The following is a 13,239-nucleotide window of genomic DNA, read 5'->3' on the forward strand; positions in this document are numbered from 1 at the left end:
GACTCTCAGACTCCAGCGGGCGTACGGGTCTCGGCGTCGGACAGGTCGGCCGGGGAGGCCAGGTGGCCCAGGACCGCCGTCGCGGCGGCGACCTGCGGCGACACCAGGTGCGTACGACCGCCCTTGCCCTGTCGGCCTTCGAAGTTGCGGTTGGAGGTGGACGCCGAGCGCTCACCCGGGGCCAGCTGGTCGGGGTTCATGCCCAGGCACATCGAGCAGCCCGCGTGCCGCCATTCGGCGCCGGCCTCCTTGAAGACCACGTCCAGGCCCTCGGAGACGGCCTGCAGACCCACCCGCGCGGAGCCCGGGACGACCAGCATCCGTACACCGTCGGCGACTTTGCGGCCCTTGACGAGCTCGGCCGCGGCGCGCAGGTCCTCGATGCGGCCGTTGGTGCAGGAGCCTACGAAGACGGTGTCCACCTTGATGGAGCGCAGCGGCTGCCCGGCCTCCAACCCCATGTATTCCAGGGCCTTTTCGGCGGCGAGGCGCTCCGAAGCGTCTTCGTACGAAGCCGGGTCGGGGACGGACGCCGAAAGCGGCGCGCCCTGGCCCGGGTTGGTGCCCCAGGTGACGAACGGCGACAGCGAAGCGGCGTCGATGACGACCTCGGCGTCGAACTCGGCGTCCTCGTCCGTCTTCAGCGTCTTCCAGTACGCGACGGCGGCGTCCCAGTCCTCGCCCTCGGGGGCGTGCGGGCGGCCCTTGAGGTACTCGAAGGTGGTCTCGTCCGGGGCGATCATGCCCGCCCGGGCGCCGGCCTCGATCGACATGTTGCAGATGGTCATCCGGGCCTCCATCGAGAGCTTCTCGATGGCGGAGCCGCGGTACTCCAGGATGTAGCCCTGGCCACCGCCGGTGCCGATCTTGGCGATGATCGCCAGGATCAGGTCCTTGGCCGTGACGCCCTCGGGCAGTTCGCCGTCGACCGTGATCGCCATGGTCTTCGGGCGGGCCAGCGGCAGCGTCTGGGTGGCCAGCACGTGCTCGACCTGCGAGGTGCCGATGCCGAACGCCAGCGCGCCGAAGGCGCCGTGCGTGGAGGTGTGGGAGTCACCGCAGACGACCGTCGTACCGGGCTGCGTCAGACCCAGCTGCGGGCCGACCACGTGCACGACGCCCTGCTCGACGTCGCCCAGCGGGTGCAGCCGGACGCCGAACTCGGCGCAGTTCTTGCGCAGCGTCTCCAGCTGCGCCCGGGAGACCGGGTCCGCGATCGGCTTGTCGATGTCGAGGGTCGGGGTGTTGTGGTCCTCGGTCGCGATGGTGAGGTCGAGACGGCGCACCGGGCGGCCGTTCTGGCGCAGACCGTCGAAGGCCTGCGGGCTGGTCACCTCGTGCAGGAGGTGGAGATCGATGAAGAGGAGGTCGGGCTCGCCCTCGGCGCGCCGGACGACGTGGTCGTCCCAGACCTTCTCCGCGAGTGTCCTACCCATCGCTTTCCCTCCGGCCGGCAAACGTCCACCGGCCCAACTAGAGATCTTGAGGAGACGGCACCCGGCCCCAATTCACGGGCGTCCGTCATCCGGCCCGTTCGGTCAGCGGGCCGCTGTGCATACAAGGGTTGCGCGTCTCACGGAAAAAGGAACTTGCGTTTCACAGAGTGAGACGTGAGTATCGTTTCATGGACAACAGTAGCGGCGTGGGCGTTCTGGACAAGGCAGCCCTTGTCCTCAGCGCCCTGGAGTCCGGACCTGCCACCCTCGCGGGACTGGTGGCGGCCACCGGACTGGCACGACCGACGGCCCACAGACTGGCCGTGGCCCTGGAGCACCACCGTATGGTGGCACGCGACATGCAGGGCCGTTTCATTCTCGGCCCGCGCCTGGCGGAGCTGGCTGCGGCCGCCGGCGAGGACCGTCTCCTCGCGACCGCGGGCCCGGTGCTCACGCATCTGCGGGACGTCACGGGCGAGAGCGCCCAGCTCTACCGACGCCAGGGCGACATGCGCATCTGCGTCGCCGCGGCGGAGCGCCTGTCCGGACTTCGGGACACCGTCCCGGTCGGCTCGACGCTCACCATGAAGGCCGGTTCCTCGGCGCAGATCCTGATGGCCTGGGAGGAGCCGGAGCGCCTGCACCGGGGGCTGCAGGGCGCCCGCTTCACGGCCACCGCGCTCTCGGGCGTACGACGCCGCGGCTGGGCCCAGTCCATCGGCGAGCGGGAACCGGGCGTCGCGTCCGTCTCCGCGCCCGTACGCGGCCCGTCCAACCGCGTCGTGGCCGCCGTATCCGTCTCCGGCCCCATCGAGCGGCTGACGCGCCACCCGGGCCGTATGCACGCCCAGGCGGTCATCGACGCCGCCGCCCGCCTCTCCGAGGCGCTGCGCCGCACCGGCTGACGCTCGGGGCCCGTGGGGAGACGTCAGCGGGGAGAGCCCGCCTCAACGCCGCGGCAGGCCCTCCCCGCTCCCCCGATCCCCCCTGGTCAACCGGTCTTCTCGGCCGCCGCCTCCTGCGGCGAGCGGTACGCGAACCGGTCCTTCGCGTACCGGCCCCGCCTCCGCAGGGGGACCTGCCCATGCGCGGCCGCGAGGCCGAAGGCAGGCATGTCCCCGTAGATCGCCTCGTACGACCCCTCCGGCACGATGTACGTCTCGTGCCAGATCCCCACCTGCCCGCGCAGTTGTCCACTGCGCTCCTTGCCGTTGATCGCGGCCCACGCCGTGTGGTGGAAGGCGTCCGGCGCGGTCGCGTAGGCGTACAGCTTCTCCTTGGACTCCCAGTACTGCACGACGTAGTACGTGCGGGGCGAGGCCGACAGCAGGACACGGCTCAGCAGGCCCCGCGCGGGGTCCTTCGCCAGCTCCCGCAGCATGCGGAACATCGCGAGCATCACCGGCAGCCACAGATGGACGGCCCGGAAGCGGTTGATGCGCATACCGATCAGCAGGACGACGACATCACCCTTCGCGTCGGCCGTCGTACGGGACACCATGGCCATTCCCCCTCGTTGGTGAGCAGCGCTATCCGAGTGGCGATGGTTGGATAGTGCCGGTATCCGAGAAGGGGCGCAAGAGATGCGGCTCGCCGAACTGAGCAGACACAGCGGTGTGTCCGTCGCGACGATCAAGTACTACCTGCGCGAAGGGCTGTTGATGCCCGGCCGGCAGATCAACGCGACCACCGCCGAGTACGACGAGGAGCACGTGCGGCGGCTGCGGCTGGTGCGCGCGATGATCCAGATCGGCCGGCTGCCGGTGGCGACGGTCCGGGAGGTGCTGGGGCATGTGGACGACGACTCCCTGCCCCGTACGATCCGCCTGGGCGCGGCACTCTGGGCGCTGCCGCAGGTGCCGGAGCCGGACGAGGACGACGAGTACGTCCGGGCCGCGCACCGGGAGGTCGACGCGCTGCTGGACCGGCTCGGCTGGGAGAACGCCAAGCGGCTCGCGACCATCTCCCCCGCGTACCGCTCGCTGGTGGTGGCGGTGGCCGCCTTCCGCCGGCTCGGCTACGGCTGGGGGGCCGAACAACTCGTACCGTACGCCGAGTTGATGCACCGGACAGCCGTACTCGATCTGGACCTCATGGAGACGCACCCGTCCCAGGCGGAGCAGACCGAGTTCGCCGTCCTGGGGGCGATCCTCAACGAACCGGCGATGCGGGCGCTGCACCGGCTGGCCCAGGAGGAGGAGTCGTCGCGGCGGTACGGCTTCGACTGAGCCCCGCCCACGGCGAAGGCCCTCCGCCGAAGCGAAGGGCCTTCATGATGTACCCCCGACCGGATTCGAACCGGCGCTACCGCCTTGAGAGGGCGGCGTGCTAGGCCGCTACACAACGGGGGCGAGGATCTTGCAAGCGTCGAGTACTGCTCCGCCGCAGATCCGAGCTGGTCTACCTGGACTCGAACCAAGACTAACTGAACCAGAATCAGTCGTGCTGCCAATTACACCATAGACCAATGTGGTTTAGACCAGTTTGTACCCCCGACCGGATTCGAACCGGCGCTACCGCCTTGAGAGGGCGGCGTGCTAGGCCGCTACACAACGGGGGCCCTAGCGATCCCGAGTTGATCGAGATCAGTACCCCCGACCGGATTCGAACCGGCGCTACTGCCTTGAGAGGGCAGCGTGCTAGGCCGCTACACAACGGGGGCTTTGCGGATACCGTGTTTCACTCAAAGTGTCCGCGTGCGGATGAGCTCCGCGAGCTGGCCTACCTGGACTCGAACCAAGACTAACTGAACCAGAATCAGTCGTGCTGCCAATTACACCATAGGCCACTGGAACGCAAGCCCCTGCGGGGTCCTTGTTCTAGTTCGCTCCTCCGGTTCCCGGCCTTTCGGCCCGCTCCCCGGCGGCGCAGGAAGAACATTACCCGAAGGTGGACGGGGCTCCAAAACGGGTATCGGCGCCGAGGACGGCGGGGAGTTCGGCGAGGGACGCGATCCGGTGCGGGCCCGTGAGTGCGTCACCGCTGGTGTACACGCCGTTGCGGTCGATCCACACCGACAGCAGCCCGGCGTCGGCGGCGCCGCGCCCGTCGATCTCCGGATGGTCGCCGACGTACGCGACCTGGTGCGGTGCGAGCTCCAGGGCCTCGCAGGCGGCCAGGAAGGCACCGGCCTCGGGCTTGGAGACGCCGAGTTCGGCGGCGCACAGGATGACCTCGAAGCGGTCGTGCACTCCGAGGGTGCGCAGCTTGCGGTCCTGGACGGTGAGGCTGGAGTTGGACAGCACCGCGTGCCGGTGGCTGCCCGCGAGGGCGTCCAGGGCGGGCAGGACGTCCGGGAAGAGGGCCCAGGCGGCCTCGTAGTGCGTCATGTACCGCTCGAACCAGGCGTCGGCCTCGGCCGCTCCCAGGGGTGTGCCCAGGAACACCCGGATGCGCTCGCGGCGCTGCTCCTCGAAGGACAGCTCCCCCGCCGAGAACCGCGCCCACTGCCGGTCGGTGATCTCCCGCCAGCGCGCGAGGGCCTGCTCCGGGGGCTCGTCCCCGGTGAGCAGGCCCTCGGCGGACAGATGGGACCGCATGCCCTCGCGGTCCGCGCTGGTGTAGTCGAAGAGGGTGTCGTCGACGTCCCAGACCACGGCGCGAATGCTCATGATCCGACGGTAACCCGGAGGTCGGGGCCGTGTCCGTGGATCGGCGACTGTCACACGGGGGCGTCGGTGGGGGCCGGCGCGACGAAGAAGTCCGTGAGGTAGCAGGTGACCTCGCCGGCGGCGGTGCGGCCGATCCAGGTGGGGTAGGACCCGTCGCCCCAGCCGGAGGTGAACGCGGCCAGCGTGTGGCCGGTGGTGGTGGAGGTGACCAGGTGGGGCCCGTGCGACCAGTCACTGTTCTCGAAGGCCTCCCACAGCGGCCCCTCTTCCTCCTCGGTCCCCGGGAAGGCCTCCTCGGCCGAGGCGTCGTAGAAGCAGCCGGTGCCGGCGTCGACACCGTAGCCGAAGAACTCGTCGTCCCCGAGTTCGGCGAGGTCCTGTTCCGGGCCGAGGGCCAACTCCCAGGTCACGGTGGGCTCGTCGCGGATCACGAGGCGGGCCGCCGCCACCCGCCGGTGGGGGCGCTCGGCCGGGGGCTCGCCGGGACGGGTCAGGGTCGCGACGGCCGCATCGACGCGGTAGCGACCGGGGGCGACGGTGACGGTGAACGGTGCTATGTCCCCGGACCCGAGGTAGACGAACGGGTCGCAGGCGACGACCCGTCCGGTGGGCAGGTCGAGCATTCCGCCGTCGGCCACGTGGATGACGCCCGTCTGCCCGGACTCGTAGGCGAACGTGCTGCCCGGGGTGAACAGCCAGGTGTAGTCACGAGGAGACATCGGCATGAGGGGCGCCCTTCCGGATCTTGAGTGAGATGCCGGAACCCTAGTGGGCCCCACTGACAACGCCGAGGGGCGGCGGCCGCGACGGCCACCGCCCCTGCACGTGCGTGTGCGCTACGCGCTCAGCTTCGCCAGCGCCGCGTCGATCCGGGCCAGCGTCTTCTCCCTGCCCAGGATCTCCAGGGACTCGAACAGGGGCAGGCCGACCGTGCGGCCGGTGACGGCGACGCGGACCGGTGCCTGGGCCTTGCCGAGCTTGAGGCCGTGGGTCTCGCCGGCGGCCAGGACGGCCTCCTTGAGGGACTCGGCGGAGGTCCAGTCGGCGGACTCCAGCTTCTCGCGGGCGGTGTGGAGGAGGGCGTCCGAGCCCTCCTTCATCGCCTTCGTCCAGGACGGCTCGTCGAAGACCGGCTCGGCGAGGAACAGGAAGTCGACGTTGTCCGTGATCTCCGAGAGGACCTTCAGACGGGTCTGGGCGTGCGGGGCGACCGCCTGCCACTTGGCCTCGTCGAAGTCCTCCGGCGCCCAGGGGGCGAAGGGCGCCCTGAGCCAGGGGGCGCAGCGCTCCGTGAAGTCCTTCACATCCAGCAGGCGGATGTGGTCGGCGTTGATCGCCTCGCACTTCTTGAGGTCGAAGCGGGCCGGGTTGGGGTTCACGTCCGCGATGTCGAAGGCGGCCACCATCTCCTCGATGGTGAAGATGTCCTTGTCCGCGGAGAGCGACCAGCCCAGCAGGGACAGGTAGTTGAGCAGGCCCTCCGGGAGGAAGCCGCGCTCGCGGTAGAGGTTCAGCGAGGACTGCGGGTCGCGCTTGGACAGCTTCTTGTTGCCCTCGCCCATCACGTACGGCAGGTGGCCGAACTGCGGGATCTCCTTGGCGATGCCCAGCTCGATCAGCGCCTTGTAGAGGGCGATCTGCCGGGGCGTGGAGGACAGCAGGTCCTCGCCGCGCAGGACGTGGGTGATCTCCATCAGGGCGTCGTCGACCGGGTTGACGAGCGTGTACAGCGGGGCGCCGTTCGCGCGGACGATGCCGTAGTCCGGGACGTTCTCCGGGGTGAAGGTCAGCTCGCCGCGGACCAGGTCCGTGAAGGTGATCGTCTCGTCGGGCATGCGGAAGCGGACGATCGGCGTACGGCCCCGGGCCTTGTACTCCTCGACCTGTGCGTCGGTGAGGTCGCGGCAGTGGCCGTCGTAGCCGGACGGCTTGCCGGCGGCGCGGGCGGCCTCGCGGCGGGTGTCCAGCTCCTCCTGGGAGCAGTAGCAGTGGTACGCGTGCCCGGCGGCGAGGAGCCTGTCCGCCACGTCGGCGTAGAGGTCCATGCGCTGCGACTGGCGGTACGGCGCGTGCGGGCCGCCGACCTCGGGGCCCTCGTCCCAGTCGAAGCCCAGCCAGCGCATCGAGTCGAGCAGCTGGTGGTACGACTCCTCGGAGTCGCGGGCGGCGTCGGTGTCCTCGATGCGGAAGACCAGCGTGCCCTGGTGGTGCCGGGCGAACGCCCAGTTGAACAGGGCGGTGCGGACCAGGCCCACATGGGGGTTACCGGTGGGCGAGGGGCAGAAACGGACGCGTACGGGGGAGGCGGGTGCGCTAGCCACGCTTGACAACCTTGTTGGTGAGAGTGCCGATGCCTTCGATGGTGACGGCGACCTCGTCGCCGACGGTGAGCGGCCCGACGCCTGCCGGGGTGCCCGTGAGGATCACGTCGCCGGGGAGCAGCGTCATGGCCTCGGAGATGTTGACGATCAGATCCTCGATGGGGTGGATCATCTCGCTGGTGCGGCCGAGCTGGCGTTGTTCGCCGTTGACCGTGAGCTGGACGGTCAGGTCGGACGCGGTCGCGAGGTCGATGCCGGTCTCCACCCAGGGGCCGAGCGGGCAGGACGTGTCGAAGCCCTTGGCCCGGGCCCACTGCTTCTCGCGCTTCTGCACATCGCGGGCGGTGACGTCGTTGGCGCAGGTGTAGCCGAAGATCACGTCGGCCACGCGCTCGCGCGGGACCTCGCGGCACATACGGCCGATGACGACGGCCAGTTCCGCCTCGTGGTGCAGGTCCTCGGAGAAGGAGGGGTACTGGATCTCGTCGCCGGGGCCGATCACCGAGGTGGCGGGCTTGAAGAAGGCGAACGGGGCGTCGGGCACCTCGTTGCCCAGTTCGCGCGCGTGCTCCGCGTAGTTGCGGCCGAAGGCCACGACCTTGTTGGGGAGCACCGGCGGCAGCAGCCTGACCTTGCTGACCGGCACCTTCGTACCGGAGAGCTCGAAGTCCGCGAACGGGATGCCCTTGATGATGTCGAGGACGAGCTCGTCCGGCTTGTCGCCCTCGACCGCGCCGAAGGCGACGTTCCCGTCGATGGAGAACCTGGCGATGCGCACGGGATCCTGCGCCCCTCACTTGAGCCGGCTGGAGTCTGACGCTCCAGGCTAACGCGGTGAGGGGGCTGCGCTTCGCCCATTTGATCCGTGCGCGGCCGCGGTGAGTGATCTACCGCCGGTGTGCGTACTACTGCGCGACGGAGGTCGTGGCGGGGACCTCCATCAGGATGGTGCGGCGCGGGTTGGCGGTCTGGGAGGGGAGGTCGACGGAGTGCTCCGGCTGCTGCGGTGTCTGCAGTGCGTCGGCGTCCTCCAGGTGCGCCAGCGTGGTGCGCCGCGGGTTGGCTATGTTGCGGAACATCGTCGTCGTCTTCACTGTTGTACGTGACCTTGTCGTCTGCGGGCGCCCGGCCGGGACCTCGGGCCCCTCGCGCAGGCGCGGTTGTCAAAGTGTTACATCCTGTAAAGCGTCAGGCTAAACATTCAATTCCCGCCCCAAGGCGTGAAGTCCCCATGATCAGCATGTGAGTTTGCTCACGACCTGACAGGCAAAACGGTCAATCCGGGCCAGGGGGTGACCTCTACGAAACGGACATTGCCCACCTGAAGCCCGCATTCCGCTCCTGATCATGGCGACTGGGACACCGCTCCCACCTGGGCGACTCGCTCGCATAAGTCCGTTATGGACGAGATCACTTTCTACGTCCGGTAATCCCGCACTCACGTGCTGTCACGTGCGGCACGGCATAGTGCTCGGCCCTTGTTGGAGATCCGGCACTGTGCTGGAATTCCACGGACCGCCGCAGGATCGAGCCGGCGCACAGGGGGCGCGACGAGCGTCGCGTTGCGGCGAGAAGGGGGAGCCAGCGCCGGTCACTTCACGACCACAGGTGGGCGCATTCAGGGCGCCGCCTAAAACGCCGACACCGTGTCTTTCCGTTCACGCGGAGGGGCGCCTGGTCCAGAGGTTGCGACGCTAGTGCAGGGACGTTTCAAGAGGGATGGCAGTGCTTCGGCGGAGCCGGAGCCGCACGGCGGGACTGGCCCCAATGCCGGCAGTCCCTCCCCCCAGCACGCCCAGAACCCGGGCCCGGCACCGTCCGGCGACGGCGGAGAGCGCTCCGGGCGCTCCGGCGCGTCGGCACCTCCCGGGTCCCCCGGCTCCGCCGCTCCGGCGGTCAAGCCGCCCAGCGGTCCGAGCGGTCCGGGGTCCCGTATGGCCCTGCGCAACTGGCGCATCTCCACGCGCCTGGTGTCGCTGCTCGCGCTTCCCGTGGTGGCGGCCACCTCGCTGGGCGCGCTGCGCATCAGCGACAACGTGAACGACATCCAGCAGCTCGACAACATGAAGCTGCTGACGGACATGACCAAGCAGGCCACCGAGCTGGCCGACGCGCTCCAGAAGGAGCGCGACCTGTCCTCCGGTCCGCTGGCGCACGGCTCCAAGGCGAGCGACTACACGGTCAAGGGCTACCGGGACAAGACGGACCGGGCCAAGACCAACTTCATCGACTCCGCCGAGCAGATCGACACGTCCAACAAGGACGGCTCCCTCCAGGGCGTCCGCGAGAGCCTCGTCGGTGTGGTCCGCGACCTCGAACAGCTGGCGCAGATCCGCAACAGCGCCTACCAGGCCAAGAACAACTCGACCCAGACCGTCGAGGCCTACCACCGTCTGGTCACGCACCTGCTGGACCTCTCCCAGGACATGGCCGAGGCCACCAGCAACCCCGAGATGATCCAGCGCACCCGCGCCCTGGCCTCCTTCTCCTCCGCCAAGGAGTACGCGTCGATGCAGCGCGCCGTTCTGGCGGCGGCGCTCCCCGCGAACAACACCACCGTCGGCGACCTGTCGGAGAACGACCGGCTCTACGCGCAGTCGGCGCTGGAGAGCCAGAAGTCCGAGCTGCGCAGTTTCCGGAGCATCTACGGCAGCGAGAAGGCCACCGCTCTCCTCAAGCCCATCGAGGAGAACAACACGACGATCACGGCCAGCGACAAGTACGCCAGCCGTGCCCTCGCCTCCCAGAACGCCCTGGACGACCTGCCGAAGCGCTCGTACCAGGACTGGGTGGACGACAGCTCGACCAAGATCGAGCAGATGAAGAAGATCGAGCACACGCTGCTCGAGGACATGGAGCAGAAGGCCCGCGAGCTGCGTTCCGCCTCCGAGCGTGAGGCGATCATCTCCGGTGCGCTGATCCTGCTCGTGCTCGGCGTCTCCCTCGTCGGCGCCTTCGTCATCGCCCGCTCCATGATCCGCTCGCTGCGCCGGCTGCAGGAGACCGCCAACAAGGTCGCGCAGGACCGCCTGCCCGAGCTGGTCAAGCAGCTCTCCGAGTCCGACCCGCAGGACGTCGACACCTCCGTCGAGTCGGTCGGTGTGCACTCCCGTGACGAGATCGGCCAGGTGGCCGCGGCCTTCGACGACGTGCACCGCGAGGCGGTCCGCCTCGCCGCCGAGCAGGCCCTGCTGCGGGGCAACGTCAACGCGATGTTCACCAACCTCTCGCGCCGCTCCCAGGGCCTCATCCAGCGTCAGCTGTCGCTGATCTCCGAGCTCGAGTCCCGTGAGGCCGACCCGGACCAGCTGTCCTCGCTGTTCAAGCTCGACCACCTCGCGACGCGTATGCGCCGTAACGGTGAGAACCTCCTCGTCCTCGCGGGTGAGGAGCCCGGCCGCCGCTGGACCCGCCCGGTCCCGCTGGTCGACGTGCTCCGCGCCGCCGCCTCCGAGGTGGAGCAGTACGAGCGCATCGAGCTGGCCGCCGTGCCGACCACCGAGGTCGCCGGCCGCGTGGTCAACGACCTCGTGCACCTGCTCGCCGAGCTGCTGGAGAACGCGACCTCGTTCTCCTCCCCGCAGACCAAGGTCAAGGTCACCGGTCACGCGCTGCCCGACGGCCGCGTCCTGATCGAGATCCACGACACCGGTATCGGCCTCTCCCCCGAGGACCTCGCGGCGATCAACGAGCGGCTCGCCTCGCCGCCCACCGTGGACGTCTCGGTCTCCCGCCGCATGGGTCTGTTCGTGGTCGGCCGCCTTTCGCAGCGCCACGGCATCCGCATCCAGCTGCGCCCCTCCGACTCCGGCGGTACGACCGCGCTGGTCATGCTGCCCGTCGATGTCGCCCAGGGCGGCAAGAAGCCACAGCCCAAGCCGGGTCAGGGCGCCGGTGCCTCCGGTGGTCCCGCCGCCGCGCAGGCCGCCGCAGGTGTGGCCGCCGCACGGCGCCAGGCCGGTGCCGGTGCGCCCGGTGGCGGCGCCCTCGGTGCCGGTGCGGCCTCCGGTGGTGGTCTGCTCGGCGCCGGTCAGGGCCCGCGGGCCGCGCTGCCGGGTGCCGGCGACGGCCGTCCGGGTGCGCCCGGAGCGCGTGGACCGCAGTCCCCGGCAGCCCCGCAGCAGGGCCGGCCGGCTCCCGCGGGTGCGGGCGCCGGGTTCGGCCAGGCACCGGGTGCGCCGCAGGGCCTGCAGGCCGCGGGCATGGGCCAGGACAGCTTCGGCGGCGCTCGTGGCGCCGTACCGCCGCAGTCACCGTCCGCCGGCGCATCCGAGCAGGAGGGCCGCGGCCGGCGTGGCCGTCAGCCGCAGCTGCCGGGCCGTGGCGGTCCGCGTGCCGAGCTGCCGGGCGGCAACCCGCAGTCCCGGCCGAGCTGGAGCGACGAGAACGCGCAGCCGCCGGTGCCGCGTGCCTCGCTCGACACCCCGCGCGGCCACGACGAGACCTCCCGGATGCCGCGGATCGACGCGACGTCCGAGATGCCGGCGGTCCCGCGGTCCGACGAGCGTCAGGGCCCCGGTTCCACCTCGGAGTTCGCCCGCCCCGACTTCGGTGCTCCGGCGCCGGGCAACCCGCAGCACACCGGTCAGTTCGCCGCCCAGGACTTCGGGGCGCAGCAGCCGAGCGGCAACGGTTCGCAGAACTCGGGCCAGTTCGTCCGCTCGGACGTCTTCGGCGCTCCGTCCGGCCAGAACGGGCGAGGCGGCCAGAACCACCTGAACAACCCGAACAACCCCGCCAACACGGGCCAGTTCGCGAGCCCTCAGGCGTATGACTCCAGCTCCACGGGCCAGTTCGCCGCACCGGGCTACGACAACGGCTCCACCGGGCAGTTCGAGCGTCCGGGCGGCGACTTCGGTGCTCCCCGGCAGCCGGCTCCGCAGCGTCCGCAGCAGCGGCCCGTCCGCCAGGAGCCCGAGGCGCTGCCGCCGGCGCCGGGCCCGGGCGACGGCCGTACGCCGCTGTACGACACGCTGGAGACCAACTGGTTCCACCAGCAGGGCGGTCAGCAGAGCAACGGCTCCGCACCGGCCCCGCAGCAGCCGCAGGCCCCTGCCGCTCCCGCGGCCCCGCAGCACTCTGCGGCTTCACAGCGTCCCGCCACCTCTTCCTGGCGCACCTCGCCGAACGACGATCTCGTCCGGCAGGCAGAGCGTGTCAGGCAGCCGGCGGCGGGCGGCGTCACCACCTCCGGCCTGCCGCGCCGGGTGCCCCGGGCGAACCTCGTTCCGGGCACGGCTCAGCAGCAACAGCACCAAGCCGGTCCGCAGGTCTCGCGTGCGCCTGACGACGTACGCGGCCGGCTGACCAATCTCCGTCGGGGCATCGCGCAGGGTCGCCAGGCCGGTACCGGTACCGGTCAGACCGGCAGTTTCCCGAGCCCCACTCACCAGCAGGAGCGTTAGTTGAGCCAGATGAGCCAGGCGGCACAGAACCTCAACTGGTTGATCACCAACTTCGTGGACAACACCCCGGGTGTGTCCCACACCGTCGTCGTGTCCGCCGACGGTCTCCTTCTGGCGATGTCGGAAGGCTTCCCCCGCGACCGCGCCGATCAGCTGGCGGCCGTCGCATCCGGGCTGACCTCGCTGACGGCCGGGGCCTCCCGGATCTTCGAGGGCGGCAACGTGGCGCAGACGGTCGTCGAGATGGAGCGGGGTTTTCTCTTCCTGATGTCCGTCTCGGACGGCTCGTCCCTGGCCGTGCTCGCGCACCCCGAGTGCGACATCGGTCTGGTGGGCTACGAGATGGCACTGCTCGTCGACCGGGCAGGTGCGGTCCTCACGCCGGATCTGCGCGCCGAACTACAGGGCAGTCTGCTCCACTGACCCGCCCAGGATCCACACCCGTCACCACATCACCGTCCGGCCG

At 70.1% G+C, this 13,239-nt stretch carries 11 protein-coding genes and 5 tRNA genes; 4 read left to right on the forward strand and 12 right to left on the reverse strand.

Annotation, left to right across the window (positions count from 1 at the left end; all coding sequences use genetic code 11):
- Positions 1-5: 5 nt before the first annotated feature.
- The gene (gene leuC / locus ACIBW9_RS30980) at positions 6-1,436 is read right to left on the reverse strand and encodes a 3-isopropylmalate dehydratase large subunit (protein ID WP_398960337.1); all 1,431 of its coding nucleotides are present in this window, start codon (positions 1,434-1,436) and stop codon (positions 6-8) included.
- A gap of 188 nt (positions 1,437-1,624) precedes the next feature.
- Between leuC and ndgR the strand changes: the two genes are divergently transcribed.
- The gene (gene ndgR / locus ACIBW9_RS30985; RefSeq protein ID WP_015036427.1) at positions 1,625-2,341 is read left to right on the forward strand and encodes an IclR family transcriptional regulator NdgR; all 717 of its coding nucleotides are present in this window, start codon (positions 1,625-1,627) and stop codon (positions 2,339-2,341) included.
- Positions 2,342-2,427: 86 nt separating this feature from the next.
- Here the strand turns inward: ndgR and ACIBW9_RS30990 are convergent, their stop codons facing one another.
- On the reverse strand, positions 2,428-2,937 hold the full coding sequence (locus ACIBW9_RS30990; protein WP_398960338.1) for a DUF4188 domain-containing protein: 510 nt from the start codon (positions 2,935-2,937) through the stop codon (positions 2,428-2,430).
- An 82-nt stretch (positions 2,938-3,019) separates the two neighbouring features.
- Between ACIBW9_RS30990 and ACIBW9_RS30995 the strand changes: the two genes are divergently transcribed.
- A complete protein-coding gene (locus ACIBW9_RS30995) occupies positions 3,020-3,664 on the forward strand; it encodes a MerR family transcriptional regulator (protein ID WP_398960339.1) in 645 nt (214 codons plus the stop codon).
- Between the two features lie 50 nt (positions 3,665-3,714).
- On the opposite strand, the gene ACIBW9_RS31000 is transcribed toward ACIBW9_RS30995, so the two are convergent.
- The 10 genes from ACIBW9_RS31000 to ACIBW9_RS31045 all read right to left on the reverse strand — a co-directional run bounded on the left by ACIBW9_RS31000 (position 3,715) and on the right by ACIBW9_RS31045 (position 8,462).
- Positions 3,715-3,787 (reverse strand) — tRNA-Glu (locus ACIBW9_RS31000).
- Positions 3,788-3,831: 44 nt separating this feature from the next.
- Positions 3,832-3,903 (reverse strand) — tRNA-Gln (locus ACIBW9_RS31005).
- A gap of 20 nt (positions 3,904-3,923) precedes the next feature.
- Positions 3,924-3,996, reverse strand: a tRNA-Glu gene (locus ACIBW9_RS31010).
- Positions 3,997-4,025: 29 nt separating this feature from the next.
- Positions 4,026-4,098: transfer RNA gene (locus tag ACIBW9_RS31015), tRNA-Glu, on the reverse strand.
- A gap of 54 nt (positions 4,099-4,152) precedes the next feature.
- Positions 4,153-4,224 (reverse strand) — tRNA-Gln (locus ACIBW9_RS31020).
- 91 nt (positions 4,225-4,315) lie between these two features.
- The gene (locus tag ACIBW9_RS31025) at positions 4,316-5,047 is read right to left on the reverse strand and encodes an HAD family hydrolase (RefSeq protein ID WP_398960340.1); all 732 of its coding nucleotides are present in this window, start codon (positions 5,045-5,047) and stop codon (positions 4,316-4,318) included.
- Between the two features lie 50 nt (positions 5,048-5,097).
- Positions 5,098-5,772 (reverse strand): DUF4241 domain-containing protein, encoded by a 675-nt coding sequence (locus ACIBW9_RS31030; RefSeq protein WP_398960341.1) that lies wholly within the window; start codon positions 5,770-5,772, stop codon positions 5,098-5,100.
- Positions 5,773-5,883: 111 nt separating this feature from the next.
- Positions 5,884-7,368, reverse strand: a complete 1,485-nt coding sequence (gene gltX, locus ACIBW9_RS31035) for a glutamate--tRNA ligase (RefSeq protein WP_398960342.1) — start codon at positions 7,366-7,368, stop codon at positions 5,884-5,886.
- On the reverse strand, positions 7,361-8,146 hold the full coding sequence (locus ACIBW9_RS31040) for a fumarylacetoacetate hydrolase family protein (RefSeq protein WP_398960343.1): 786 nt from the start codon (positions 8,144-8,146) through the stop codon (positions 7,361-7,363). Before ACIBW9_RS31040 ends, gltX begins: the two co-directional genes overlap by 8 nt.
- 127 nt (positions 8,147-8,273) lie before the next feature.
- Positions 8,274-8,462 (reverse strand): hypothetical protein, encoded by a 189-nt coding sequence (locus ACIBW9_RS31045; RefSeq protein WP_398960344.1) that lies wholly within the window; start codon positions 8,460-8,462, stop codon positions 8,274-8,276.
- Between the two features lie 603 nt (positions 8,463-9,065).
- Between ACIBW9_RS31045 and ACIBW9_RS31050 the strand changes: the two genes are divergently transcribed.
- Both ACIBW9_RS31050 and ACIBW9_RS31055 read left to right on the forward strand, forming a co-directional pair.
- The gene (locus ACIBW9_RS31050) at positions 9,066-12,773 is read left to right on the forward strand and encodes a nitrate- and nitrite sensing domain-containing protein (RefSeq protein ID WP_398960345.1); all 3,708 of its coding nucleotides are present in this window, start codon (positions 9,066-9,068) and stop codon (positions 12,771-12,773) included.
- Between the two features lie 9 nt (positions 12,774-12,782).
- Positions 12,783-13,196, forward strand: a complete 414-nt coding sequence (locus ACIBW9_RS31055) for a roadblock/LC7 domain-containing protein (protein ID WP_003973453.1) — start codon at positions 12,783-12,785, stop codon at positions 13,194-13,196.
- Positions 13,197-13,239: the final 43 nt, after the last annotated feature.

It is taken from the genome of Streptomyces sp. NPDC049541, assembly GCF_044465725.1.
In the GTDB taxonomy this organism is placed as follows: Bacteria; Actinomycetota; Actinomycetes; order Streptomycetales; family Streptomycetaceae; genus Streptomyces.

Bases quoted from the DNA above. Each gene is read 5' to 3' on its own strand.
- ACIBW9_RS31055 (WP_003973453.1), top strand. From the start codon at position 12,783: ATGAGCCAGGCGGCACAGAACCTCAACTGGTTGATCACCAACTTCGTG.
- ACIBW9_RS31025 (WP_398960340.1), bottom strand. From the start codon at position 5,047: ATGAGCATTCGCGCCGTGGTCTGGGACGTCGACGACACCCTCTTCGAC.
- ACIBW9_RS30990 (WP_398960338.1), bottom strand. From the start codon at position 2,937: ATGGTGTCCCGTACGACGGCCGACGCGAAGGGTGATGTCGTCGTCCTG.
- ndgR (WP_015036427.1), top strand. From the start codon at position 1,625: ATGGACAACAGTAGCGGCGTGGGCGTTCTGGACAAGGCAGCCCTTGTC.
- ACIBW9_RS30995 (WP_398960339.1), top strand. From the start codon at position 3,020: ATGCGGCTCGCCGAACTGAGCAGACACAGCGGTGTGTCCGTCGCGACG.
- leuC (WP_398960337.1), bottom strand. From the start codon at position 1,436: ATGGGTAGGACACTCGCGGAGAAGGTCTGGGACGACCACGTCGTCCGG.
- ACIBW9_RS31030 (WP_398960341.1), bottom strand. From the start codon at position 5,772: ATGCCGATGTCTCCTCGTGACTACACCTGGCTGTTCACCCCGGGCAGC.